The sequence below is a fragment of the Brachybacterium phenoliresistens genome (assembly GCF_000576425.1).
Lineage (GTDB): Bacteria > Actinomycetota > Actinomycetes > Actinomycetales > Dermabacteraceae > Brachybacterium > Brachybacterium phenoliresistens.
Genome location: NZ_KK070008.1, coordinates 25335 through 47588 on the forward strand (window position 1 = coordinate 25335; position 22254 = coordinate 47588).

The window sequence follows — 22254 nt, forward strand, 5'->3', positions numbered from 1 at the left end:
GGGGATTCCCGGCGAAACGGCACCCGCGGTGAGACCATGTGCACCGGATGTGTCGGCGGTCACAGATGCCGCCGAGCCGTGGAGAGGCGGTCGACATGGGAATCATGCAGGTTCTGACATTCGTCGGGTTCACAGCCCTGGTGGGTGTGCTCTCGTGGTGGTGGACGCGCGGCACCGACGAATCGCATTCCGACGGGTACTTCCTGGGCGGACGAAGTCTCACCGCGCCGGTCATCGCCGGCTCGCTGATGATGACGAACCTGTCGACCGAGCAGATCGTGGGGCTGAACGGCCAGGCGTACTCCGAGGGGATCCTCGTGATGGCGTGGGAGACGCTCGCGGCGATCGCCATCTGCGTGTGCGCCGTGCTGCTCATCCCGAAATACCTCAAGAGCGGGATCGCCACGATCCCGCAGTTCCTGGAACGGCGCTTCGACACCACCACCAAGGCGATGGTGTCCATCCTGTTCCTCAGCGGCTACGCGATCGTGCTGCTGCCCATCGTGCTGTACTCCGGGGCGCTGGCGATGAGCACCATGTTCGACATCCCGGGCCTGCTGGGCGTGAGCCCGACCGTCGCCCTCTGGATCACGGTGTGGGCGCTGGGGATCATCGGCTCCATCTACGCGATCTTCGGCGGGCTGAAGGCCGTCGCCGTCTCCGACACGATCAACGGCCTGGGTCTCGTGCTCGGCGGCCTGGCGGTGCCGATCTTCGGCCTCATCGCGATCGGCCAGGGGAACCTCTTCGAGGGCGTGACCACGCTCTACGACCAGAACCCCGAGCATTTCGAGAGCATGGGCGGGCCGGAGTCCTCGGTGCCCTTCGCGACCATCTTCACCGGCATGATGCTCGTCCAGCTGTTCTACTGGGGGACCAACCAGGCCATCATCCAGCGGGCCCTGGCCGGCAAGAACCTCCAGGAGAGCCAGAAGGGCCTGCTGCTGGCGGCCGGGCTGAAGATCCTCGGCCCGGTGATGGTGGTCCTGCCCGGCGTGATCGCCTGGCAGCTGCTCGGGCCCGACCTGCCCACGGCCGATGCCGCCTACCCCGCCCTCGTGCGCGAGGTGCTCCCCGGCCCGCTGCTGGGCCTGTTCGCGGCCGTCATCTTCGGCGCGATCCTCAGCTCCTTCAACAGCGCCCTGAACAGCTCGGTGACCCTGTTCGGCCTGGACCTGTACAAGGAATACATCAACAAGGACGCCTCGGACGCGAAGGTCGTCTCCTCCGGGAAGATCTTCGGCATCTTCCTCGCGGCGGCCGCGATGATCATCGCGCCGTTCATCGCGAACGCCCCGGCGGGTCTGTTCGGGTATCTGCAGGAGGTCAACGGGATGTACAACATCCCGATCCTCACGATCCTGCTGGTCGGCATCTTCACCAAGTACGTCCCGGCGCTCTCCGCGAAGGTCGCGATCGTCCTCGGCGCCGGTCTGTACTGCATCAGCCAGTTCCTCATCAAGCCCGCCGTCGAGGGCGCCGGAGGGTCGTATCCCCACTTCCTGCACGTGATGGCGATCCTGTTCGTGCTGAACGTCGTGATCATGCTGGTGATCGGGAAGCTGCGCCCGCGCCAGGAGGCCTACGTGCAGGTGGACGCCGGGGCCGTGGACATCACGCCGTGGCCGGCGACGAAGCCCGTCGCCGTCGCGATCGTGCTGGTCGTCGTCGCGATCTACATCGTCTTCGCCTGAGAGCCGGCGCGGGCAGCCGCGCCCGGGCCGGTCAGCGGCCGGCCCAGTGCGCCCCCGTGAGCTCGAGGGCGTTGAAGGTGTAGACGTGCGGCGCGGCCAGCTCCAGCCGCGCCGCGCGGGCATCGCGGGCGAGGTCGGCCAGCAGATCCTCAGGGGACCAGGTGCCCGGTCGCATCAGGCGCCGCAGCCCGGTGCCGTGCCGGCGCAGCACCGACAGGGAGGGACCGACCCCGACCCGCGACCCGATCCGCAGCAGGCGGGCGAGGTCGACCGGCCCGGCGACCCCGGGGCGGACTGGCAGGTCGACCCCCGCCTCGCGGGCGCGCCGGGCCCAGTCGATGATGGGCCGCGGGGCGAAGCACATCTGGGTGACCACGTAGGAGGCGTGCTCGGCCTTGCGCCGCAGCAGGTCCAGCTCTGCGGCCGGCTCCGCGTGCGGATGCCCCTCGGGGTACCCGGCCACGCCCGCGACCAGGAGCGGGGACTGCGCATGCAGCGCCTCCAGCAGGTCGAGGGACCCGGAGAGACCGCCCGCGGGCAGGGCGGGATCCCCGGCGATCACGAAGGCCTCGCGGATCCCCGCCTCCTCCATCCGCGCGGCCATCTCCTGCGCCTGCGCCGCTCCGCGGATCCGGCGCGCGGCCAGGTGCGGGATGGCGGTGAAGCCCGCGCGGGCCAGGTCTGCGGCGAGGGCGAGCGAGGCCTCCTGCCCCTGCGTGGGGGAGGAGGTCACGCTCACCCTCGATCCGGGGGGAAGGTGCGCGATCACGGCCTCGAGGGCTCCGGGCAGCGGGATCACCTCGAACTGCGGCCGATGCTCGACCGCGCCGGGGGTGCTGCAGCGCGGATCGACGGCCGGGGCGTCCACCATCGTGGTCCTCCTTGCGAGCTCTGCGGTGCGTCCTCCCGGCCGGCTACCCGAGCGGCACCGGCGCGGTGACATCGCTCTTGGGCTGCTCCTTGGCGGGGTCGATGAAGGGCTTGGGCACCACGACCGCCTCGACCTGCTGCTCGCCGGTGTCGACGGTGAGCGTCGTTCCCAGCCGGGCGAGCTCGGTGGGCACCATCGCGTACCCGATGTTCTTCTCCAGGCGCGGCGAGAAGCAGGCCGAGGTCACGTGACCGACCCGCAGGCCGTCCTGGAGGACGGGGAACATGTCGATCATCGAGCCGTCGTTGAAGGTGCCCAGCTGCGGCCCGCCGATCTCGATGCCGGCGAGCATGCGCCAGGGGCCCTCGTCCTTGATCCGCCGCAGCGCCTGCTTGCCCAGGAAGTCCGCCTCCTGCTCGAGGTCGACCATCCAGTCGTAGCCCATGCCGACCTCGAAGGGGTTGGTGTCGATGTCGGTGTCGGCGCCGTGGGCGAGCATGCCGCCCTCGATCCGGCGGATGTGGCAGGGGCCGATCACCTGCATGCCGTGCGGACGGCCCGCCTCCCACACCAGGTCCCACAGGCGCTCGGCGTCGCGCGAGGCGTTGTGCACGTAGATCTCGTAGCCGATCTCGCCGGTGTAGCCGGTGCGCGAGACCGTCACCTCGATCCCCTCGATCGTGAAGTCGCGCAGGTAGTAGTACGGGATCTCCGCGACGGCGTCGCCGAAGAGGTCCCGCAGCACGGCGAAGGAGCGCGGGCCCTGCACCTGCACGGGGCCGGCGTCCGCCTCGCGGATCTCGACGTCCATGCCGGCGAAGGCGGCCACGCCGCGCGCCCACAGCAGCACGTCCGAATCGGCCAGGGACAGCCAGAAGCGGTTCTCCTCCAGCCGCAGCAGCACGGGGTCGTTGATGATCCCTCCGTGCTGGTCGGTGAGGAAGGTGTACTTGCACTGCCCCACCGCGCACTTGGACAGGTCCCGGGTGATGAGCAGGTTCGTGAAGTCGAAGGCGTCGGGCCCGGTGATCTCCACCTGGCGCTCGACGCCCACGTCCCACAGCGTGACCCCCTCCAGCAGGGCCCAGTACTCCGCCACCGGATCGCCGTAGTGGCGGGGGTGGTACGTGTGGTTGTAGACGCTGTACATCGCGACGCCGTGGCGGCGCGAGGCGTAGAAGAAGGGGGACTTGCGGATCCGTGGGTAGAGCAGGATCCGGGGGTTCGGGTTCACAGTCATCGTGGCCTCCGGGGTGCGTGTCCGTGCCCCACTGTCCCATGCGGCGTGCGTCCTGCGCAATAGGTTGCGTCCTGCGCATTCGCGCTGGTCAGAATGTGTTGTAAGGTCCCTCCATGGTGCAGATGCGGACAGCGGCGGCAGGATCGGTGCAATCGGTCGATCGGGCGGCGCGGGTGCTCGAGATCCTGGCGCGCGAGGGCGCCTCGAGCACGGGTGAGATCGCCCGCGAGCTCGAGGTGCACGCCTCCACGGTCACCCGCCTGCTCGCGGCCCTGGAGGCGCACGAGCTCGTGGAGCGTCCGGAGCCCGGCGGGCGGGCGCGCCTGGGCGTGGGGGTGCTGCGCCTGGCCGGGGCGGTCGCGGTGCCGCTGGACCTCACCGGGCAGGCCGGCCCGGTGTGCGAGGAGCTGGCCCGCCGGGTGGGGGAGACGGTCAACGTCGCGGAGCTGCGGGAGGACTCCGCCGTGAACCTTTACCAGGCCCAGGGTCCGAGCTCGGTGGCCATGCACAACTGGGTCGGGGACCGCACCGTCCTGCATGCGACCTCGAGCGGGAAGGTGCTGCTGGCCCACGCCTCGCCGGCCCAGCGCGAGAGGGTCCTCTCCCACTCCCTGGAGCGCTTCACCGAGCGCACGGTCACCGCGCGCTCGCCGCTGCTGCGCGAGCTCGAGCAGGTGCGGGAGCAGGGCTATGCGATCGCCGTCGAGGAGTTCGAGGAAGGGCTCAACGCCCTGGCCGTGCCCATCCACGGCGAGGGCGGGCGGGTGATCGCCGCGCTGTCCGTCGCCGGGCCCGCCTACCGCCTGCGGGCCGAGCGCCTCCCGGCGACGGCCCGACTCCTGGTCGAGGCCGCCGCGGAGATCAGCCGGCGCCTGGGCGTGCGCTCGTCCTGAGCCCGGCGCCTCAGCCCTTCATCCGCGCGTTATCGGGATCGAAGGCAGGGGTGCGCCCCGTGCTCAGCACCTGCGCGGGCAGGCGGTCGCCGAGGTACTCGATCTCGAGCCGCGCACCGACGTGCGCATGCTGCGGGGGAAGGTAGGACATCGCCAGGAACCGCCTGAGCGACGGGGCGGGGCCGGCGGAGGTCACGTAGCTGCACCGGCCCCGGGCGTCCACGATCTCCTCGCCGCCGGCCGTGAGGACCGGCTCCCCGCCGGTGGGGAAGCGGGCGGGCTCGGCGGCGCCGTCCGCGCCCTCCACCGCGAGCGTGCACAGGAGCGCGGCAGGGCTCGCCTCGCGCGCGGCGAGATAGGCGTCCCGGCCCACGAAGTCGGCGCTCTTGACGCGGGGCAGGGCGAGGCCGGCCTCGACCGGATCGTGCTCGCCGGTCAGCTCCGCCCCCATCAGGCGGTAGGCCTTCTCCAGGCGGCCCGTGGTGCCGTACACGCCGATCCCGGCGGCGACCGCGCCGAGGGGGAGGCCCGCCTCCCACAGCAGGTCCCACAGCGCCAGCCCCATCTCGGAGGAGACGTGGACCTCCCAGCCCAGCTCGCCGACGTAGGAGATCCGCAGCATCGAGACGGGGATCGAGCCCAGGTGCAGGTCCTGGGCGGTGCCGAAGCCGAAGGCGGCGTCGGAGAGGTCCGCGTCCGCGAGCGGGGCCAGCAGGTCCCGGGCGCGGGGTCCCCACACCCCGATCGTAGTCACCGCGGCGGTCGCATCGATCAGCTGCGCGCCGGCGGGCAGGTCGGCGCGCAGGTGCGCGAGGTCCCGGCCCCCATCGGCCGCCCCGGTGATGACGCGGAAGTCCTGCGGGCCGCGGCGCACCACCGTGAGATCGGTGCGGAAGCCGCCGGCGGGGGTCAGCATCGGGGTGTAGACCACGCGGCCGGGCGGCACGTCGATGCGCGCCACCGCCAGGCGCTCGAGGTGCGCGAGGGCGGCCGGGCCGTGCAGGTCCAGGATGGTGAAGGCGCCCAGGTCGATCATGGCCACGCCCTCGCGCATGGCCAGGTGCTCGGCCTCGATGATCGGCGACCACCAGCGTCCGTCCCATTCGTGGCGGCGCTCGGGGATGCGGTCGCCGAACCGCTCCAGCAGCGACTCGTTGGTCGCGTACCACTGGGGCCGCTCCCATCCGGCCGTCTCGAAGCACACGGCCCCCAGCGCCTGCGTGCGCGGATGCGCAGGGCTCGTGCGCAGGGGGCGGTCCGTGGCCCACTGCTCGCGGGGATGGCTGATCCCGTAGACCTTCGGGAAGCCCTCCGCCGCGCGGGCCCGCACATGGTGCTCGGTGCGCTCGTGCGGGGCGAAGCGCGCCACGTCCGAGCCGTGCGGGTCGATCTCGCTGGCGCCGGAGGTCATGAGCTCGGCGAGCATGCGCGCGGCGCCGGCCGCCTCCTTGATCCAGACGGCCGATGCCGTCCACAGGCCCCGCACCTCCGGCAGCTCGCCGATCAGCGCGCCGCCGTCGGGCGTGAGCGAGAGCAGGCCGTTGATGGCGCTGCGGCGCTCCGGCTCGGGGTCGGTGAGCAGGGAGGGGAACATCTCCCGGGCATGGCGCATCTGCTCGGTGAAGTCCGCCTCGGTGAAGGGGAAGCTGGTGGGGGAGGCCTGGCCGGGGGCGCCGACCGGAGGGATCTCCGCGGGCCGATGCAGCAGCGGACGGTGCGCGTAGGAGCCGATCTCGAGATCGGCGCCGCGCTGGCGCTCGTACATCCGGCAGTCCATGTCCCGCAGCAGCGGCATGGCGATCCAGGTGCCGGTGCGGGCGAGCTCGGGGATGGGGCCGACGTCGATCATCTGGTGGACCGCCGGGGTGAGGGGGATCGAGGCGCTGGCGAGCGCGGCCACCTGAGGGCTCCACACGCCGCAGGCGATGACCACGGCCTCGGTCTCGATGCGGCCGTGGTCGGTGACGACGGCGCGGATCCGGCCCTCCTCCACGACCAGGTCGCGGACCTCCGTGTCCGGGCACACCGTCAGCGCCTCGAGCTCCTGGGCTCGCTGCCGGAACAGGCGGCCGGCCTCGATCGGGTCCACCACCGAGCCCGTGGGGGTGTGGAAGCCGCCGATCAGCAGGTCCGAGGCGCAGTACGGGACGAGCTCCTGGATCTCGGCGGGGGAGAGGAGATGCGCCTCCACGCCCCAGGAGCGGGCCGAGGTCATCCGTCGGGTGAGCTCCTGCATGCGCTCGGCGCTGCGCGCGACCTCGATGCCGCCGCAGCGGATCACCACGCCGAGCTCCTCGTACTGGCGCAGGGAGTCGACGGTGAGGTCGGTGACCTCCTTGGAATGGTCCACGGGGAACACGAAGTTCGAGGCGTGCCCGGTGGAGCCGCCCGGATCGGGCAGCGGCCCCTTGTCGATCTGGACGATGCCGCGCCATCCGAGACGGGCGAGGTGGAAGGCGGCGGCGTTGCCGACGATCCCCGCTCCGATGACGACGACGTCCGCGCTGGTGGGCGTGCTGGCCATGGCGACCTCCCGACGTGTCGGGTCATGCCTGGCGGCGGGTGCGGTGCAGGCCGTGGCGTCAGGATGCCCGTGCTGTCTGTTCTCTCCGCTGGTGGGCCGATGGTAGTCGAGAGCGCAGGCCGCCGGTAGAGGGTGCGGCGCGCGGGATCGGCGCGAGGGGGCGGGAGGGTGGACAGCTCGAATGTGAGTGACTAACATTCCGGGCATGGGACGCTGGGAGAGCACGCACGCACGGCTGCTCACGGCCGCTGCCGAGCTGTTCGCCCGGCAGGGCTATGCCGCCACGACCACCGCGCAGATCGCCGCCGCGGCGCAGGTCAGCGAGATGACGCTGTTCCGGCACGTGCCCTCCAAGGAGGCGCTGCTGCTCGAGGACCGCGCCGATCCGGCGATCGCGGCGGCCGTGCGCGAGCGTCCCGCGGCCGAGCCCGCGCTGCGCGCCGCCGTCTCCGGGGTCGCCGAGGCCTGGGGGCGTCTGCCCGCGACGGAGGTCGCCGCCCTGCGCCGGCGCCTGGGAATCATCGTCGCGGAGCCCTCCCTGCACGGCGCCGTCGAGCGCAACAGCCGCGAGAGCGCCCGGGCGATCGCGGAGGCGCTGGTCGCCCGGGGCACGGACCGGGTCGCGGCACGGGTGGTCGCGTCGGCCGTCGTCGCCGGACTCTCCGAGGCGCTGCTGGCCTGGGCCGCCGCTCCGGAGGAGAGCATCGAGGAGTTCCTCGGCGCCGCCTTCGCCGCGCTCGCCGGGGAGGGGCCGTGCTGAGGCTTCGCGGCGTCGCGCGCCGGTATCGCGGCGGCGCCGGCGTGCGCGACCTCGACCTCGCGGTCGAGGAGGGCGCGGTCCACGCCCTGCTCGGGATGAACGGGGCGGGCAAGACGACGCTGCTGCGCCTGGCCCTCGGCATGCTGCGCCCGGATGCGGGGCGCGTCGAGATCCTGGGCCATGAGGTCGCCGCCGCGCCCGCGGCGGTCCTGCGGGAGGTCGGCCAGATGGTCGGGCGGCCCTTCGCCTATCCCGAGCTCACCGTCCGCGAGAACCTGCGGATCGCCGCCCGGCTGCGGGGCTGCGAGGCCCGGGCGGTCGACGCCGCCCTGGAGCTGTGGGGCCTCGAGGCCGTGGCGGGCACGCGGTTCCGCCGGCTCTCCTCGGGGACCGCGCAGCGGGTCGGGCTCGCGAGCGCGCTGCAGCATCGGCCCCGGCTCATCGTGCTCGACGAGCCGAGCCTGGCGCTGGACCCGTCCTCCATGATCGTGCTGCGCACCCACCTGCGCCGGCGGGCCGATGAGGGGGCCGCGGTCCTCGTCTCCAGCCATCACCTCGACGAGGTCGCCCGGATCGCCGGGCGGATCGACGTGATGAACGCCGGCCGACTGATCGGGCAGCTGGATCCGCGCGCCCCCGATCTCGAGAGGGCGCTGTTCGCCCGCATCCTCGAGGACGACCGGACGCGCGCGGAGCGCCCCCGATGAGGGCAGCGCTGGCCCTGGCCGGCCGCACGCTCCTGCGCTCGAGCGTGGGCCTCGTCGCCACGCTCGCGATCGTGCTCGGCCAGGCCGTGCTGCTGGCGGGGATGGCGCTCGCCCTGCGGCGCGGGGACCCGGCGCTCGAGGCCAAGCTCGGCCCCGCCGCGAGCCAGGACTGGGACGGTCTGCTGTCCTCCGCCGCGCAGATCACCACCGCCGGCGGCATGCTCGGCGTGAGCGTCGTGCTGACCTGGATCGTCGCGCGCGAGTTCGTGGACGGCACCGCCGACGGCCTGTTCGCCCTGCCCGTGGCGCGCGGGACGATCGCGATCGCGAAGGTCCTCGTGATGATCGCCTGGGGCGCCGCGCTCAGCCTGGCGCTGGTCGCCTCGATCGCGGTGCTCGGCCTGCTGCTCGGGTACGGCCCGCCCGACGCCGGGGTCCTCGCGGGCCTGGCGCGGCAGCTCCTGCTGGGCGTGCTCCTCGTCCCGACGGCGATGCCGGTCGCCGTGCTCGCCACCTGGCGCCGCTCGATCCTCGCCGGGTGCTCCGGCGGGATCGCCCTGGTCGTCCTCGCGCAGGTGGGGGTGCTCGCGGGCGCCGGGCGATGGCTGCCGCCGTGCATCCCGGCGCTGTGGGCGCTGGGCGTCGAGGGGGTCGGGGCCGGGTCGCTGCTCCTGGTGCCGGTGTGGGCGGCGGCCTGGGCCGGGCTGCTGCACCGCCAGTGGCAGCGCCTGCAGCAGGATCGCTGATCCGGGCGATCCGGGCCTGCCGGTGCGGCCGGGTGTTCCGGCGCGCCGCCCGAGGTGCGAGGATTCCGCTCATGATCGATGAGGGGGATGTGGAGGACGCCGCGCGCGCGGCCGATGACGCCGCGCAGCGCGCCGCGGACAGCACCTGGTTCGAGCGCGCCTCCCGCGCGGGCTACGTGGCCAACGGGGCGGTGCACGCCCTCCTGGGCGGGCTGGCCGTCGGGCTCGCGCTCGGCCGCGGCGGGGAGGCCGACCAGTCGGGTGCGGTGCAGATCCTCGCCCGGCAGCCCTTCGGCCTCGCCCTGATCTGGATGTGCCTGGTCGGCTGCGTGCTGCTGGCCCTGTGGAACCTCGCGAACGCCTTCTTCGGGCGGGCCCCGCTGCGAGGCTCCGGCAGCACGGATCCGCGGACCTCGCGCGGGCGCCACCGGTGGAAGGAGCTGCTCATCGCGCTCGGCCGCGCCGTCGCCTATGCCGCGGTGGCGAGCGCGTTCGTCCCGGTGGTGCTGGGCGGCGGCGGCGACTCCGATCGTCGCTCCGCGCTGCTGTCGACGACCATCGCCTCGGCGCCCGGCGGCCTCGTCATCCTGGTGGTGATCGGCCTGGTGGTCGTCGGATTCGGGGTGGGCTTCTGCGTCCAGGGCGTCCGTCGCAGCTGGGAGCGCCGCCTGCGCACGCCCCGCGCCCGCCCGCTGGCGGCGATCCTCACCGTCAGCGGCGTCGCCGGCTACCTCGGCAAGGGCGCGACGCTGCTGGCCGTGGGCGTGCTGGTGATCGTCTCCGCGCTCGCGGGGGACCCGGAGAGGTCCACCGGCGTCGACGGCGCCCTGCGGGCGATGCGCGACCAGCCGTTCGGTCCGGCGCTGCTGCTCGCCGTGGGCGTCGGCCTCCTGCTGCACGGGGTCTTCCTGGTGCTGCGCTCGCGCTACGACCGGATGGAGTGAGGGCAGGGCGGCCGCGCGGGACGGTTCATCGGCCGCCCGGATCATCCTCCAGACGCCCCAGCAGATCCACCGCGGCGCGCGCGTACTCGCCGATCCAGCGGTCGTGGATGCGCTTGATGGGCAGCGGCGCGAGCGTGAGGTGGCGCTCCCGGCCGACCCGCCGCCCCTCGACCAGCCGCGCCCGCTCCAGCACCCGCAGGTGCTGGAGCACCGTGGTGCGATCCAGCTCCGGCAGCAGCGAGCACAGCTCCCCGGTGGTGCGGGGAGCGGCCTTCAGGGCGTCGAGCATGCGGCGCCGGGTCGCGGAGGCGAGTGCCTTGAAGACCGCGTCGTCGTCCTCGGGGATCTCGGGGGACCCCTTGTGGTCGGCCGCAGTCATGTTGTAAAAATATCACATGAATGCGCAGCAGCCCGCCGCAGGACCATCCCCCTCCGCCGACCGGCCCGCCGACACGCCGCCGCCCCAGGGCGACCGGGCGACGCTGGACGAGCTCGGCTTCACCGTCTCCGGGCGCATCGCCCGCCCCATCGCCGAGGTCTACGAGGCCGTGGCGGACCCGGAGCAGCTCTCGCGGTACTTCACCACCGGCGGCGCCCGCGGCCGTCTGGCGGCAGGAGCGGACGTCACCTGGGACTTCGCCGACTTCCCCGGCCGCTTCCCGGTGACCGTCCTGGAGGCGGTCCCGCCGCGCCGGATCGTCATCGCCTGGGAGGGCTCGGATCTGGTCGGGGAGGCCACCACCACCCGCACGGTCTTCACCTTCGAGCCCCTCGACGACGGGACCCGGACCCTGGTGACCATCACCGAATCCGCCTGGCGCCCCACCGCCGACGGGGCGAAGAACGCCTTCGGGAACTGCGAGGGCTGGACCGGGATGCTCGCCGCGATGAAGGTTTGGCTCGAGCACGGCATCACCCTGCGCGAGGGCTTCTACCGCTGAGCGTCCCCCGCCTCGCCCCTCAGGGGACGATCGCCCCGTCGGAGACGGCGACGTCCACCCCGGGAGCGATCCAATACTCCTGCTGGCCATGGTTGTGGTCGAGAGGGCTCACCGTCCCGTGCAGCACCAGGGAGTAGTCCCCGTCCGGCAGCGGGGCGCCCAGCTCGATCCCCGCCCCCGGGCAGGCGCCGAGCTCGACCGCGAACGCGCCGGTCTGCGCGCCGTCCCGGGGCCGCCCCTCGTCGGTCACGGTCACCGCAGTCACCAGGCCGGCCACCGTGCCCTCCTCGCCGACCAGCACGCCGCGCGCCCCGCCCGGGCCCGCCGAGTGCTCCCCGTGCCCGGAGGCCAGCTGCACCGTCACCGTCAGCGGCAGGGTCATCCCGGACGGCTGCGCCTCCGGCGACCGCTCGACGGAGGCCTCGAAGGAGACGTCCCCGGTCGGGGCGTCCTCCCTCGTCCCGCAGGCCTCGGCAGAGCGGGCCAGGACCTCGGCCGGGACGGTCCGCAGGGTCGGCTCCGGCGCGTCGGGCCGCAGCAGGCCGCCGACGATCCCGCAGCCGCTCAGGGCCAGCAGGAGGCCCGCCGCCAGCACGGGGAGGGCGGCGCGGCGCCGGTGGGCGATCGCGAGCATGTCGGGAGGCTAGCACCGGCACGCCTCCCCGCAGCCGTCCCGCCCTCCCGCAGCGGGATCAGCGGTGCACGGCCGTGCCAGCAGGCCGCACCGGACCGCGCGAGCCGTCGGAGGCGCTGCCGACCGCCGCGGAGGTCCGGGGCCATCTCCACGCGGAGCGCAGGATGACGGCCAGGAGCAGCACCTCGAGCCCGATGGAGAGGCCGTAGAAGGCGGCCCACTCCCAGGTCTCGCCGACCGCGTTGAACACTGTGATGGGGAGGTACAGCGATGCCACGACGAGGTTCGTCGCGCGGTTCGCCCGCGCAGGCAGGCTCATGGAGAGCATCACCATCATCGCCGGGATCGCGATCAGCGCGAGGAAAACGGTCAGCAGCCCGGGGCTGATCCGGAACGTGAAGACGACGCCGTCCCGGAGTCCGTCGAGGGTGCCGGGCTTGTAGAGGTGGAAGTAGTCGACGTAGACGTACAGGACCATGAAGCTGGCCCATGCGGCGGCGAGCCGGGCCTGCACCGGGATCGGCGGGTTCTCGAGCAGGGTCGGGGGTCTCGTGGAGAGGGGCATCGGTTCATCCTTCGTCTGGAGGGGATCGCAGGTCGCGGGCGGGGACTCCAGGTATCGAAGTGCGGCCCACACGCGGCGTACACCGTACGCGTACGGTGTACTCTGCGCGTACGCTGTACTCTTGTCAAGAGGTCCGAACGAGGAGGGTCATGTCTGCGCAGGAGCAGCGCGCGGTCGCCCCCGGCGCGGGGCTGAGCGCCCGGCGCGTGGTGGACGAGGCGATCCGGCTCGCGGACCGCGAGGGCGTCGCGGGGCTGAGCATGCGCCGGCTCGCAGAATCGCTCGATGCCGGGGCGATGTCGCTCTATCGCTACGTGGCGAACAAGGGCGAGCTGCTGAACGCCATGATCGACGTCGTGTTCGCCGAGATCGACCTTCCGCCCCGTGATGCCGACTGGCGGTCGGCCATGCGCCGGGAGGCCATGTCCGCTCGAGCGGCCCTTGCCCGTCATCCCTGGGCGATCAGCCTGATGGAATCGCGGACCGCCCCGGGGCCGGCGAACCTCCGCCACCGCGAGGCGGTCACCGCCTGTCTCCGCAGGGCCGGATTCTCGGTCCGGACGGCGACCCACGCCGATTGGCTGCTCAGCAGCTATGTGTATGGCTTCGTGATGCAGGAGGCCAGCCTCCCGTTCGACTCCGCGGACGAGCTCGCGGACATGGCCGAGGACGTCTATCTGCCCCAGCTGCCCCCCGAGGAGTTCCCCTACCTCCACGAGTCCGCCTCGGAGCTCACCGCCGCCGGCTACGACCCGGCCGAGGAGTTCCTCGTCGGCCTCGACCTCGTCCTCGATGCGCTCGAGACCCTGAGGACCTCCGCCTAGGGGCGCCCACCTCTCGGCGCGTCAGGGGCAGCCATCGCGCTCGGCGCCGTGCTCCTCAGCTCGGTGCCGAAGCATCCGGAGCACGGAGAAGGGCCAGGCGAGAACTCCGACTGCGGGAGTTCTCACCTGACCCGAATGGGGTGATCGACGGGATTTGAACCCGCGACCGCCTGGACCACAACCAGGAGCTCTACCAACTGAGCTACGACCACCATGTGCGGAGCATTCCCCGCAACGAGGTACCAATATACCGGCTTACCGGGGCGGTTCCCACCGGAACGGGCCGTGAGGGATGTGAGACGCGTTGCATCGCGCCGCGGGCCGGGCGGACACTGGGGCCATGATCGTCGCCTTCTCCGTCCAGCCCACCGGCGAGCCCTCCGACCCGAGCATCGTGCGCGAGCTCGCCCCGGGCTCCGACTCCGCGAGCGTCCACGATGCCGTCGCCGCCGCGGTCCGCGTCGTGCGGGACTCGGGCCTGCCCCACCGCACCAGCTCCATGTTCACCGAGATCGAGGGCGACTGGGACGCGGTGATGGACGTCGTCCGCCGCGCCGCCGCCGAGGCCGGGCGCTACGGATCGCGCGTCTCCCTCGTGCTGAAGGCCGACATCCGCCCGGGCCACGAGGGCGAGCTCGATGGCAAGATCCGGAGGCTGGACGCGGCGCTCGAGGCCGCGGACGGCTGAGCCGCGGCCGGCCGGTTCGGACGTGCCGGACATGCACGAGCAGTGGATGCGCCTGTGCGCGCTGCTGGAGGACGACCCGGAGGTCGCCCCCGCCGTCCGGCGCGCCCTGGAGGGCTCCGCGGGAGCAGACCCCTGGGAGGCCCTCATCGACGCCCTCGACGAGGCCGACGCCCTCGCCTACGTCCAGCGGGAGGACACCGGCTGCGAGCTGTCCGAGGCCCTGGCCCGTCTGCCCGGCGCCAAGCGCTGCGGGGCGGATCTCGAGGTCGTGGCCGATGCGTGGGGCGATCTGACCGCCGCGATCGGCGTCGCCGACGGCCTGTTCGCCCCGCACGGGCTGCGCCTGCTCCACCTGCCGGAGGATTCCGAGGCCGTGCCCCTGGTGCTGGTGCCGGTCGAGCGGACCGAGGAGATCGTCGCGCTCGCGACGCGGCTCGGCCACGGAGCCCGGCCCTTCGGCTGAGCCCCGTGGCCGGGGAGTCGTCCGGCCCGCTCAGCCCAGATCGGCGTCCAGCAGGTCGTCGCGCAGCGCGGCGGCCAGGGCCGGAGCGGCGGGCAGGCGGGCGATGAGCGTGGCCTGCAGGGCGTGGTAGATGTCGGGCTTGCCCGGCCAGGTCACGCCCTGGACCTCGTTGTCGGCGTCGAGCTCGTGGAACCACGAGCCGCCCTCGCCGTCCAGCAGGTAGGTGGAGATGTACTCCCACCACTGCTCGTAGCGCTCGGCCCACACGCGATCCGCGGTGACCTGGTACATCACGGCGGCCGCGGCGACGGCCTCGGCCGCGACCCAGTGCATGCGCTCCTGGGCGACGGGCCGGCCGTCCCAGCCGACGGTGTAGACGAATCCGGGCTGTCCGTCCAGCCCGAAGGTCGCCGCGCCCTTCTCCATCAGCGCGGTCGCGGCCTCCAGCATCCAGTCGGGGGCCTGGCCGTCGGCCTCGATCAGGGCGGCGCGGCCGTGCAGGACCAGGCGGGCCCACTCGAACCAGTGGCCGATGGTCGCCCCGTAGGGGCGGAAGGGGTGCTTGGGCTCGTCCTTGTTGTACTCGAGCACCGGGTTCCACTGCAGGTCGTAGTGCTCCGGCAGCGCCCAGTCGTTGGCCCGGGCGAACTCGTCCACGGCCCGCTCGAGGATCCCGGCCGCGCGGTCCAGCCAGCGGCGCTCGCCGGTGACATCGGCCGCGGCCAGCAGCGCCTCCACGCAGTGCATGTTCGCGTTGATGCCGCGGTACTCGTCGACCACGGAGAAGTCGCGGGAGGCGGTGTCGGCGTGCAGGCGCGCCTCGGGCTCGAAGAAGCGCTCCTCCAGGACGGCGAGGGCGTCCTCCAGCAGGGCCCGCGCGCCGGGGCGGCCGGCGGCGGTCGCCGAGGCCGCCGCGAGCACCACGAAGGCGTGCGCGTAGGCCTGCTTGGAGTCGTCCACGACCTTGCCGTCGGCCACCGCGGAGAACCAGCCGCCGTGCTCGCGGTCGCGGAAGACGCCCTGCAGGGAGGCGATGCCGTGGTCGGCGAAGCGGCCGAAGTCGGGCCGGCCCAGCAGGTGACCCAGCGCGAAGGAGTGCGTCATGCGGCAGGTGATCCACAGCTCGGCGGGACGGGCGAGGTCGACCTCGCCGTCCTCGTCGAGCCAGCCGAAGCCGCCGTCCTCGCGCACCGACTCGGAGCCGAACACGAGCAGGGCATCGGCCTCGTCGCCCAGCCAGGCGCGATGCGAGCGGCGATCCAGCCACGGCACCGCCGGGGACGGGGCGGGGGCCGCCGCCGCGGAGTCCTCGGCGCCCAGCTCGTGACGACGGGCGGCCTCCTGGACCTGGGCGGTGGTGGGGCCGGGCTGATCCACGAAGAGCACCTCTCGGTAGTACTTGAGCTCCTGGATGGACTCGCGGATGTCCGCGAGCGCACGGTGGCCGCCGTGCTTGGCGGGGGTGTTGTAGTAGACCCGCGGGAACCAGCGCTTGGACAGCTCCTTGAGGCTGGAGACGTCGATCGTGCGGTAGGACAGCCACTGCGCGAAGGCGGGCACGCCCGCCTCGAGGAACGCGCGGTCGGTGCCGACGCTGTTGCCGGCCAGCGGCGCCTTGCCCGGCTCGGGGCAGTGCTCGCGCACGTACGCGAGGCACAGCTCCTCGGCCTCGGCCAGGCTCATGCCGCCCTCGAGCTCCTCGAGCAGGCCGGAGGTGGTGTGCATGGTGCGCACGAAGTCGTCCATGCCCGCGAGCGCCGCGGCCGGGGGCTTGACGACGACGTCGACGCCGTCGCCGAGGATGTTCAGATCGCCGTCGGTGACGAGGACCGCGATCTCGACCAGGGCGTCGGCGTCCTTGTCGAGTCCGGTCATCTCGCAGTCGACCCAGATGATCTTGTCTGCTGCAGTGCGGGGAGAGGTGGTAGACACGGCTCCGAGCGTACCGTCCCCGCCGATGCTCCCGGGCCGATGCATGCAGGGCGGACCCGGGGCACGATGGGGGCGGAGCATCATCGTCCCGGAACGGAGCCGCCATGTCCGCCATCACCTCCTCGACCTTCCCCGCCTGGGTCGTCCGCGACGGGGAGGGCGGCACCTCCGCCGCTCTCGAGCAGGTCACCCCCGATCTCCTCGAGGACCGCGGCACCACCGTGCGGGTGCTGTACTCCAGCCTCAACTACAAGGACGCCCTGGCCCTGCACGGCCGGCCGGGCGTCGTGCGGCGCACGCCGCTGATCGCCGGCATCGACCTCACCGGGGAGGTCTCCGCCTCCGAGGGCCCGGCGCTGCCTCCCGGCACCCTCGTCACCCTCGACGGGGCCGGCCTGGGGGAGGAGCACCACGGCGGCCTCGCCGCCCTGGCCGACGTCCGCGCGGAGGACCTCGTGGTGGTGCCCGCGCGCTTCAGCGCCGCCCAGGCCGCGGCGATCGGCACCGCCGGGCTCACGGCCGCGCTCGCCGTGGACGCCCTGGAGCGCCACGGGCTCACGCCGGACGCCGGACCGGTGCTGGTCACCGGGGCGCACGGAGGCTCCGGCGGCCTCGCCATCGCCCTGCTCGCGGGCGCCGGCTACGAGGTCGTGGCCGCCACCGGCCGACCGGAGGCCGCCGATCGCCTGCGCGCCCTCGGGGCGCAGAGCATCCTCGACCGGGCCGAGCTCGAGGCGCCGTCCCGGCCGCTGGCCCGCGAGCGGTGGGCCGGCGCGGTCGACGCCGCCGGGGGACAGGTGCTCGCCTCGATCCTCGCCTCGCTGCGCTGCGGCGGCGCGGTCGCGGCGTTCGGGCTGGTGGGCGGCAGCGACCTGCCCGCCAGCGTCATGCCCTTCATCCTGCGCGGGGTGAGCCTGCTGGGGATCGACTCGGTGCGCATCTCCCCGCAGGCCCGCCGCGCCGCCTGGGACCGGCTCTCCCGGGATCTGGATCCTTCGCTGCTGGACGCGATCACCCGCGTGGTGCCGCTGGCCGCCGCGAAGGACGAGGCGGCGGCCCTGCTGGAGGGCCGCGGCACCGGCCGCGTGGTGGTGCAGGTGGGAGGCCGGGTCAGCTACCGCGGGACCGCCGCCGGCTGAGACCCCGGGGCGCCCCGGCGTCAGGGGGCGGCGGCGAGGATCAGCTCCCGCGCCGTGACGAGCGCGCGGGAGGCCTCCTCCGGGGCGATGCGCACCAGGGCGAAGGCCGCGACGACCAGGCCGGTGACCGCATCGGCCAGCCGGGCCCGCGCGGCGGCCCCGTCCTCGGCGCCGCCGCGGGCGCGGATCCCGCGGCCGATGGCCTCGCGCAGCTCGGCCCGGTAGGCGGCGACGGTCGCGGCGACGGCCGCGTCATGGCCGATGGGCGAGCCGGCGGCGTTGATGAGGAGGCAGCCGCTGCGGGCGGGCCGGGACCCCTCGCGGGCGAGCGCCTCGCGCAGGGAGTCGAGGTAGTCCAGGACCGCTCCGGGGGTGACCTCGGGTGCGCGCAGGGGCTCCAGGCGCGGCCGGATCACCTCGTCGAGGTAGGACTGCACGGCCTCGTCGAAGAGTCCGCGCTTGGAGCCGAAGGTGTTGTAGATGCTCGAGCGGCGCAGGCCGGTGGCGTCCTCGAGGGCGGGCACCGAGGCGCCCTCGAAGCCGAGGTCCCAGAAGACCTCGCGGGCGGCGCGCACGACCGCCTCGCGCTCGAAGGACTGTGTCCTGGCCATCACGCATCCCCCTTCCGCTCGGAACCGCTCCAGCATATACTGAACCAGTCATTACAGAATCGGTCCGGTGGCTCGGCTCACCGGGAAGGAGGGCCTCGTGCTCCTCGCAGGACTCGTGCTCTCCGGCATCGCCGCGCTCATCCATGTGCTCATCTTCCGGATGGAATCGCTGACCTGGACCCAGGAGTCCACCCGGCGCACCTTCGGGACCACCGCGCAGGAGGCCGAGGCGACCCGGGAGATGGCCTTCAACCAGGGCTTCTACAACCTGTTCCTGGCGATCGCCGTCGCGGTCGGGATCATCCTGGTCGCCGCGGGGCAGCTCGCCGTCGGCGCGGCCCTCGTGCTCACCGGCGCCGGGTCCATGGCCGCGGCCGCCACCGTGCTCGCGCTGTCCAGCCCCGACAAGCGCGGCGCCGCCCTGAAGCAGGGCGCGGCCCCCGCGCTCGGCGTGATCGCGCTGGTCATCGGCCTGATCCTGTGATCCCCGGCGGCTACCCGCCGCCCGCACCCCCTCTTGGAAGGCATCTCATGACCGACACCTCCACCGCCACCCGCATCCTGCTGGACTCCCGCCCCGTCGGCTGGCCCACGCCCGAGAACTTCCGGATCGAGGAGGTCGCGCTGCCCGAGCTCGAGGCCGGCCAGGTCCGGGTGCGCAACGAGTTCCTCTCGGTGGACCCCTACATGCGCGGCCGCATGAGCGATGCCCGCAGCTACGTCGCCCCCTACGCGCTCGGCGCGCAGATCACCGGCGGCGCCATCGGCCGCGTCGTCGCCTCCAGGGTCGACGGCATGCCCGAGGGCTCCGTCGTGCTGCACCAGCACGGATGGAGCGACGTGGTCCAGGGCGACGCCGCGACCTTCCGCATCGTCCCCGACATCCCGGGCCTGCCGCTGTCGGTGCGCCTGCACGTGCTGGGCATGACCGGCATGACCGCCTACGTGGGCCTGACCCGCATCGCCGCCCTGCGCGAGGGGGAGACCGTGTTCATCTCCGGCGCCGCGGGCGCGGTGGGCACCGCCGCCGGGCAGATCGCCCGACACCTCGGCGCCGGCCGCGTGATCGGATCCGCCGGCACGCCCGAGAAGGTCGCCCTGCTCACGCAGAAGTACGGCTACGACGCGGGCTTCGACTACCACGACGGGGACGTGCGCGAGCTGCTGGCCCAGGCCGCCCCCGAGGGCATCGACGTCTTCTTCGACAACGTCGGCGGGGACCACCTGCAGGCGGCGCTGGCCTCCTTCCGCGACGGCGGCCGGGCGGCCCTGTGCGGGGCGATCTCCAGCTACAACACGACCGACCGCGCCGCCGGGCCGGACAACATGGCCAACCTCATCACCCGCGGGCTGACCCTGCGCGGATTCACCCTGGGCGACCACCTCGACCTCTCCGCCGAGTTCCAGCAGCGCATGACCGGCTGGTTCGAGGACGGCGGGATCGTCTACGACGAGACGATCGTGGACGGCATCGAGAACACCGTGCAGGCCTTCCTGGACATGATGCGCGGCGGCAACATCGGCAAGATGCTCGTGCGCATCTGAGGTCCCCGGCCCCTGGTGGCGGTGCTCCGTGCGCGCGATACTGGCGTGCACGGAGCACCGCCGATCCGGGAGGCCATCATGTCCGCCGCCGCAGGAGACGAACCCGCCCTCGAGACGATCCCCGGCCGCCCGCCCGTGGTGGACGCCGCCGCCTGGAAGGCCGCCCGCGCCCGGTTGCTCGAGCGCGAGAAGGCGCACACCCGCGAGGGCGACGCGATCGCCGCGCAGCGGCGCCGGCTGCCGATGCTCGAGGTCGACGCCGCCACCGAGGTGGTCGGCCCCGACGGCGCGGTCCCCTTCCTGGACCTCTTCGCCGGCCGTGAGGAGCTGCTGGTCTACAAGCACATGTGGCATGACGGCGCCCCGCACCAGGGCCAGTGCGAGGGATGCACCATCACGGCCTGGAACACCCGGCAGACGGTCTACCTCGCCGCCCGCGGGATCTCCTTCGCGATCCTCACCACCGGGATCTGGGAGGAGGTCGAGCGCTTCGTCCACTTCATGGGGTACCCCCGCCCTGGTACTCGGTGCGCGGGCTGCCCGAGCCCATCGGCGGGGACATGGGGTACCTGTGCTCCTTCCTGCGCGAGGGGGACCGCGCCTTCCTCACCTACTCCACCACCGGCCGTGGCACCGAGTTCATGGCGTACGAGCTCGCGATGATGGATCTGACCCCCTACGGCCGCCGCGAGGGCTGGCAGGAGGTCCCCGACGGCTGGCCCGGACCGATCGAGTCCGGCGCGCCGGTCGGCGGGCACGGCGCCCCCATCAGCGTGTTCTGGCGCACCGACGCCGAGGGCACGCCCACCTGGGGCCCGACGGGGCGCCCCGTCCCGCAATGGACCCGGCCCGGTGCCGCGCCCGTGGAGACGATGGGCCGGCACGACGACTGCTGCGGCGCGGCCGATGCCTGAGGTCGGGGCGCTCGCCGCCGGCCCCGCGGCGGCGAGCGATCCGGCGCTGGTCGCCGCGCTGAGGGCGGCCGGCTGCGTCTTCGCCGAGGAGGAGGCGGCGATCCTGCGCGAGGCCGCGGCCGATGCCGCGCACCTCCGGGAGCTGCTGGCCGCCCGCGTCGCCGGGGCGCCGCTCGAGCCGCTGGTGGGCTGGGTCGCCTTCCGCGGCCTGCGCCTCAGCGTCGGCCCCGGGGTGTTCGTGCCGCGCCAGCGCTCCGTGCTCCTCGCCGACCGCGCCGTGGCCGCGACCCGCGCGGCGGGGGAGGGCGCCGTGATGCTCGAGGCCTTCGCCGGCGTCGCCCCGATCGCCGCCTGCGTCCGCGCGGAGGTGCCGGGCGCGCAGGTCCACGCCGCGGAGATCGACGGGACCGCCCGCGGGCACGCCCGCCGGAACCTGGCCGACGCCTCCCGCGTGCACGGCGGCAGCGTGCTGGACGGCGTGCCGGAGGCCCTGCGCGGCCGCCTCGCGGTGATCGCGGCCGTGGCCCCCTACGTCCCCGATGCCGAGGCGGCGCTGCTGCCGCGCGAGGCGCGGGACGCCGAGCCGATGACGGCGCTGCTGGGCGGGGTCGACGGCCTGGAGCACATCGGCGCGCTGATCCTCCGGTGCGGACCGTGGCTCGCGCCGGGCGGGCACCTGCTGCTGGAGATGCACCGCCGGCAGATGGATCGGGCCCGGGCGCTCGGGGAGGGGGCGGGGCTGTCGGCGCGGCGCACCCTGCGCGCGGACGAGAGCACCGGGGTGCTCGAGCTCGCCCGGCGCTGAGCCGGGCGCTGCCGATGCGCGGCGGCGGGAGCTCAGCGGTGTGCGCCCGCTGAGGAGTCCGGGGTTCCGGCGGCGACGGAGATCGTCGCGCCGATGCTCGAGGCGTCCGCGATCGCGTCCAGCACCGCCAGGGCGAGGTCCGCCCGCGCGAGGGAGTAGCTCCACCGGACGTTCCCGTCCCGGCGGCTGCGGTAGCGGCCCCGACCGGGCCCGTCGAGCAGCCGCGGCGGGCGCAGGATGGTCCAGTCCCGATCGCTCGCGCGGATCCGCGCCTCCATCTCCGCCATGTCGGCGAAGGCGTGGCGCAGCAGACGGGAGATGATCGGCTTGGCGAGGTACCGGCTGAGCGGATCGTCCCCGTCCACGACCCCGCCGCTCGCGCTGATCGCCGCCAGGCGCCGGGTCCCGGTCTCCCGCATGGCGGCGAGGGTCAGGGCCACCAGATCCTGCTGGACCGTGCGCGGGCCGCCGGGGACGGGGCCGAGGCAGAAGGCCACCGCATCCGCCCCGGCGACAGCTCTCGTCAGCAGCGTCGCATCCCAGTCCCGTCCTGCGACCACGTGCTCCGGGTGCAGGTCCTCGTCCAGCCGGCTCTGTTCGCGCACCACCGCCGTGACCTCGTGGCCCGCCTCCCGGGCGCGCCGCACGACGGCGCTCCCGGTCCTTCCGCTCGCGCCGAGCACGCTGATCCTCATGGGTCCTCCTGGGGTGTGCCGGGATCTGCGTCCCGGAGGTGAGTGAACGCTCACCCACTATGCTGGCACGGTCGGGATCCGGCGTCAACGGTCGCGCCCAGCCGGTGCGGCGGGGAGGA

Annotated in this window: 25 protein-coding genes and 1 tRNA gene; 16 read left to right on the forward strand and 10 right to left on the reverse strand. The window is 73.6% G+C overall.

From position 1 onward, the window contains the following. The first annotated feature begins 104 nt into the window (after positions 1-104). The gene (locus BF93_RS17330) at positions 105-1694 is read left to right on the forward strand and encodes a solute:sodium symporter family transporter (RefSeq protein ID WP_038374447.1); all 1590 of its coding nucleotides are present in this window, start codon (positions 105-107) and stop codon (positions 1692-1694) included. Between the two features lie 31 nt (positions 1695-1725). Here BF93_RS17330 and BF93_RS17335 read toward each other — a convergent pair whose 3' ends face one another. Together BF93_RS17335 and BF93_RS17340 are read right to left on the reverse strand one after the other, a co-directional pair. After that, positions 1726-2565: a methylenetetrahydrofolate reductase gene (locus BF93_RS17335; protein WP_051487154.1), complete on the reverse strand. Its 840-nt coding sequence runs from the start codon at positions 2563-2565 to the stop codon at positions 1726-1728. 43 nt (positions 2566-2608) lie between these two features. Beyond that, positions 2609-3805 carry a glycine cleavage T C-terminal barrel domain-containing protein gene (locus tag BF93_RS17340; protein WP_038374390.1) on the reverse strand — a complete coding sequence of 399 codons (1197 nt, stop codon included), beginning with the start codon at positions 3803-3805 and terminating at the stop codon, positions 2609-2611. A gap of 146 nt (positions 3806-3951) precedes the next feature. On the opposite strand from BF93_RS17340, the gene BF93_RS17345 reads away from it, so the two are divergent. Continuing rightward, positions 3952-4698 carry an IclR family transcriptional regulator gene (locus BF93_RS17345; protein ID WP_038374391.1) on the forward strand — a complete coding sequence of 249 codons (747 nt, stop codon included), beginning with the start codon at positions 3952-3954 and terminating at the stop codon, positions 4696-4698. A 10-nt stretch (positions 4699-4708) separates the two neighbouring features. Here BF93_RS17345 and BF93_RS17350 read toward each other — a convergent pair whose 3' ends face one another. Further along, entirely contained in the window at positions 4709-7222 is a 2514-nt protein-coding gene (locus BF93_RS17350) for a GcvT family protein (RefSeq protein WP_038374393.1), read from the reverse strand. 205 nt (positions 7223-7427) lie between these two features. Between BF93_RS17350 and BF93_RS17355 the strand changes: the two genes are divergently transcribed. From BF93_RS17355 to BF93_RS17370, 4 genes are all read left to right on the forward strand, one after another. Further along, a complete protein-coding gene (locus BF93_RS17355) occupies positions 7428-7982 on the forward strand; it encodes a TetR/AcrR family transcriptional regulator (protein ID WP_051487155.1) in 555 nt (184 codons plus the stop codon). After that, positions 7976-8689 carry an ABC transporter ATP-binding protein gene (locus tag BF93_RS17360; protein ID WP_038374395.1) on the forward strand — a complete coding sequence of 238 codons (714 nt, stop codon included), beginning with the start codon at positions 7976-7978 and terminating at the stop codon, positions 8687-8689. The genes BF93_RS17355 and BF93_RS17360 overlap by 7 nt, the downstream gene beginning before the upstream one ends. After that, positions 8686-9435: an ABC transporter permease gene (locus tag BF93_RS17365; protein ID WP_038374397.1), complete on the forward strand. Its 750-nt coding sequence runs from the start codon at positions 8686-8688 to the stop codon at positions 9433-9435. Before BF93_RS17360 ends, BF93_RS17365 begins: the two co-directional genes overlap by 4 nt. Before the next feature lie 71 nt (positions 9436-9506). Continuing rightward, positions 9507-10379 carry a DUF1206 domain-containing protein gene (locus tag BF93_RS17370; RefSeq protein ID WP_038374398.1) on the forward strand — a complete coding sequence of 291 codons (873 nt, stop codon included), beginning with the start codon at positions 9507-9509 and terminating at the stop codon, positions 10377-10379. 25 nt (positions 10380-10404) lie between these two features. Here BF93_RS17370 and BF93_RS17375 read toward each other — a convergent pair whose 3' ends face one another. Continuing rightward, the gene (locus BF93_RS17375) at positions 10405-10758 is read right to left on the reverse strand and encodes an ArsR/SmtB family transcription factor (RefSeq protein WP_038374400.1); all 354 of its coding nucleotides are present in this window, start codon (positions 10756-10758) and stop codon (positions 10405-10407) included. A 16-nt stretch (positions 10759-10774) separates the two neighbouring features. Here BF93_RS17375 and BF93_RS17380 point away from each other — a divergent pair, with 16 nt between their 5' ends. Next, a complete protein-coding gene (locus BF93_RS17380) occupies positions 10775-11320 on the forward strand; it encodes an SRPBCC family protein (RefSeq protein WP_084148670.1) in 546 nt (181 codons plus the stop codon). A 19-nt stretch (positions 11321-11339) separates the two neighbouring features. On the opposite strand, the gene BF93_RS17385 is transcribed toward BF93_RS17380, so the two are convergent. Then, entirely contained in the window at positions 11340-11954 is a 615-nt protein-coding gene (locus BF93_RS17385) for a hypothetical protein (protein ID WP_038374402.1), read from the reverse strand. A gap of 58 nt (positions 11955-12012) precedes the next feature. Further along, a complete protein-coding gene (locus BF93_RS17390; RefSeq protein ID WP_051487156.1) occupies positions 12013-12519 on the reverse strand; it encodes a DUF6326 family protein in 507 nt (168 codons plus the stop codon). Between the two features lie 149 nt (positions 12520-12668). Between BF93_RS17390 and BF93_RS17395 the strand changes: the two genes are divergently transcribed. Further along, positions 12669-13343, forward strand: coding sequence for a TetR/AcrR family transcriptional regulator (locus BF93_RS17395; RefSeq protein ID WP_038374403.1), 675 nt, complete (start codon positions 12669-12671; stop codon positions 13341-13343). Between the two features lie 136 nt (positions 13344-13479). On the opposite strand, the gene BF93_RS17400 is transcribed toward BF93_RS17395, so the two are convergent. Beyond that, positions 13480-13555 (reverse strand) — tRNA-His (locus BF93_RS17400). A gap of 128 nt (positions 13556-13683) precedes the next feature. Here BF93_RS17400 and BF93_RS17405 point away from each other — a divergent pair. Continuing rightward, positions 13684-14031 (forward strand): thiamine-binding protein, encoded by a 348-nt coding sequence (locus tag BF93_RS17405; RefSeq protein ID WP_038374404.1) that lies wholly within the window; start codon positions 13684-13686, stop codon positions 14029-14031. Between the two features lie 31 nt (positions 14032-14062). Further along, complete coding sequence (locus BF93_RS17410; RefSeq protein ID WP_038374405.1) at positions 14063-14494, forward strand: DUF6630 family protein; 432 nt, start codon at positions 14063-14065, stop codon at positions 14492-14494. Between the two features lie 30 nt (positions 14495-14524). On the opposite strand, the gene orn is transcribed toward BF93_RS17410, so the two are convergent. Then, positions 14525-16426: an oligoribonuclease gene (gene orn / locus BF93_RS19445; protein WP_198025485.1), complete on the reverse strand. Its 1902-nt coding sequence runs from the start codon at positions 16424-16426 to the stop codon at positions 14525-14527. A 104-nt stretch (positions 16427-16530) separates the two neighbouring features. Here orn and BF93_RS17420 point away from each other — a divergent pair, with 104 nt between their 5' ends. Further along, entirely contained in the window at positions 16531-17565 is a 1035-nt protein-coding gene (locus BF93_RS17420) for an acrylyl-CoA reductase family protein (RefSeq protein WP_038374406.1), read from the forward strand. Positions 17566-17585: 20 nt separating this feature from the next. Here the strand turns inward: BF93_RS17420 and BF93_RS17425 are convergent, their stop codons facing one another. Further along, on the reverse strand, positions 17586-18176 hold the full coding sequence (locus BF93_RS17425; RefSeq protein WP_038374408.1) for a TetR/AcrR family transcriptional regulator: 591 nt from the start codon (positions 18174-18176) through the stop codon (positions 17586-17588). Positions 18177-18273: 97 nt separating this feature from the next. Here BF93_RS17425 and BF93_RS17430 point away from each other — a divergent pair, with 97 nt between their 5' ends. The 5 genes from BF93_RS17430 to BF93_RS17445 all read left to right on the forward strand — a co-directional run bounded on the left by BF93_RS17430 (position 18274) and on the right by BF93_RS17445 (position 21440). Then, positions 18274-18660 (forward strand): DUF1304 domain-containing protein, encoded by a 387-nt coding sequence (locus BF93_RS17430; protein WP_038374409.1) that lies wholly within the window; start codon positions 18274-18276, stop codon positions 18658-18660. Between the two features lie 47 nt (positions 18661-18707). After that, positions 18708-19721, forward strand: a complete 1014-nt coding sequence (locus BF93_RS17435) for an NADP-dependent oxidoreductase (protein WP_038374410.1) — start codon at positions 18708-18710, stop codon at positions 19719-19721. 78 nt (positions 19722-19799) lie between these two features. Continuing rightward, positions 19800-20384, forward strand: a complete 585-nt coding sequence (locus BF93_RS17440; RefSeq protein WP_269520889.1) for a DUF899 family protein — start codon at positions 19800-19802, stop codon at positions 20382-20384. Then, the gene (locus BF93_RS20170; RefSeq protein WP_269520891.1) at positions 20282-20635 is read left to right on the forward strand and encodes a DUF899 family protein; all 354 of its coding nucleotides are present in this window, start codon (positions 20282-20284) and stop codon (positions 20633-20635) included. Before BF93_RS17440 ends, BF93_RS20170 begins: the two co-directional genes overlap by 103 nt. Next, positions 20628-21440 (forward strand): class I SAM-dependent methyltransferase, encoded by an 813-nt coding sequence (locus BF93_RS17445; protein WP_051487157.1) that lies wholly within the window; start codon positions 20628-20630, stop codon positions 21438-21440. Before BF93_RS20170 ends, BF93_RS17445 begins: the two co-directional genes overlap by 8 nt. Positions 21441-21472: 32 nt before the next feature. On the opposite strand, the gene BF93_RS17450 is transcribed toward BF93_RS17445, so the two are convergent. Next, positions 21473-22135, reverse strand: coding sequence for an NAD(P)-dependent oxidoreductase (locus BF93_RS17450; RefSeq protein ID WP_038374411.1), 663 nt, complete (start codon positions 22133-22135; stop codon positions 21473-21475). Positions 22136-22254: the final 119 nt, after the last annotated feature.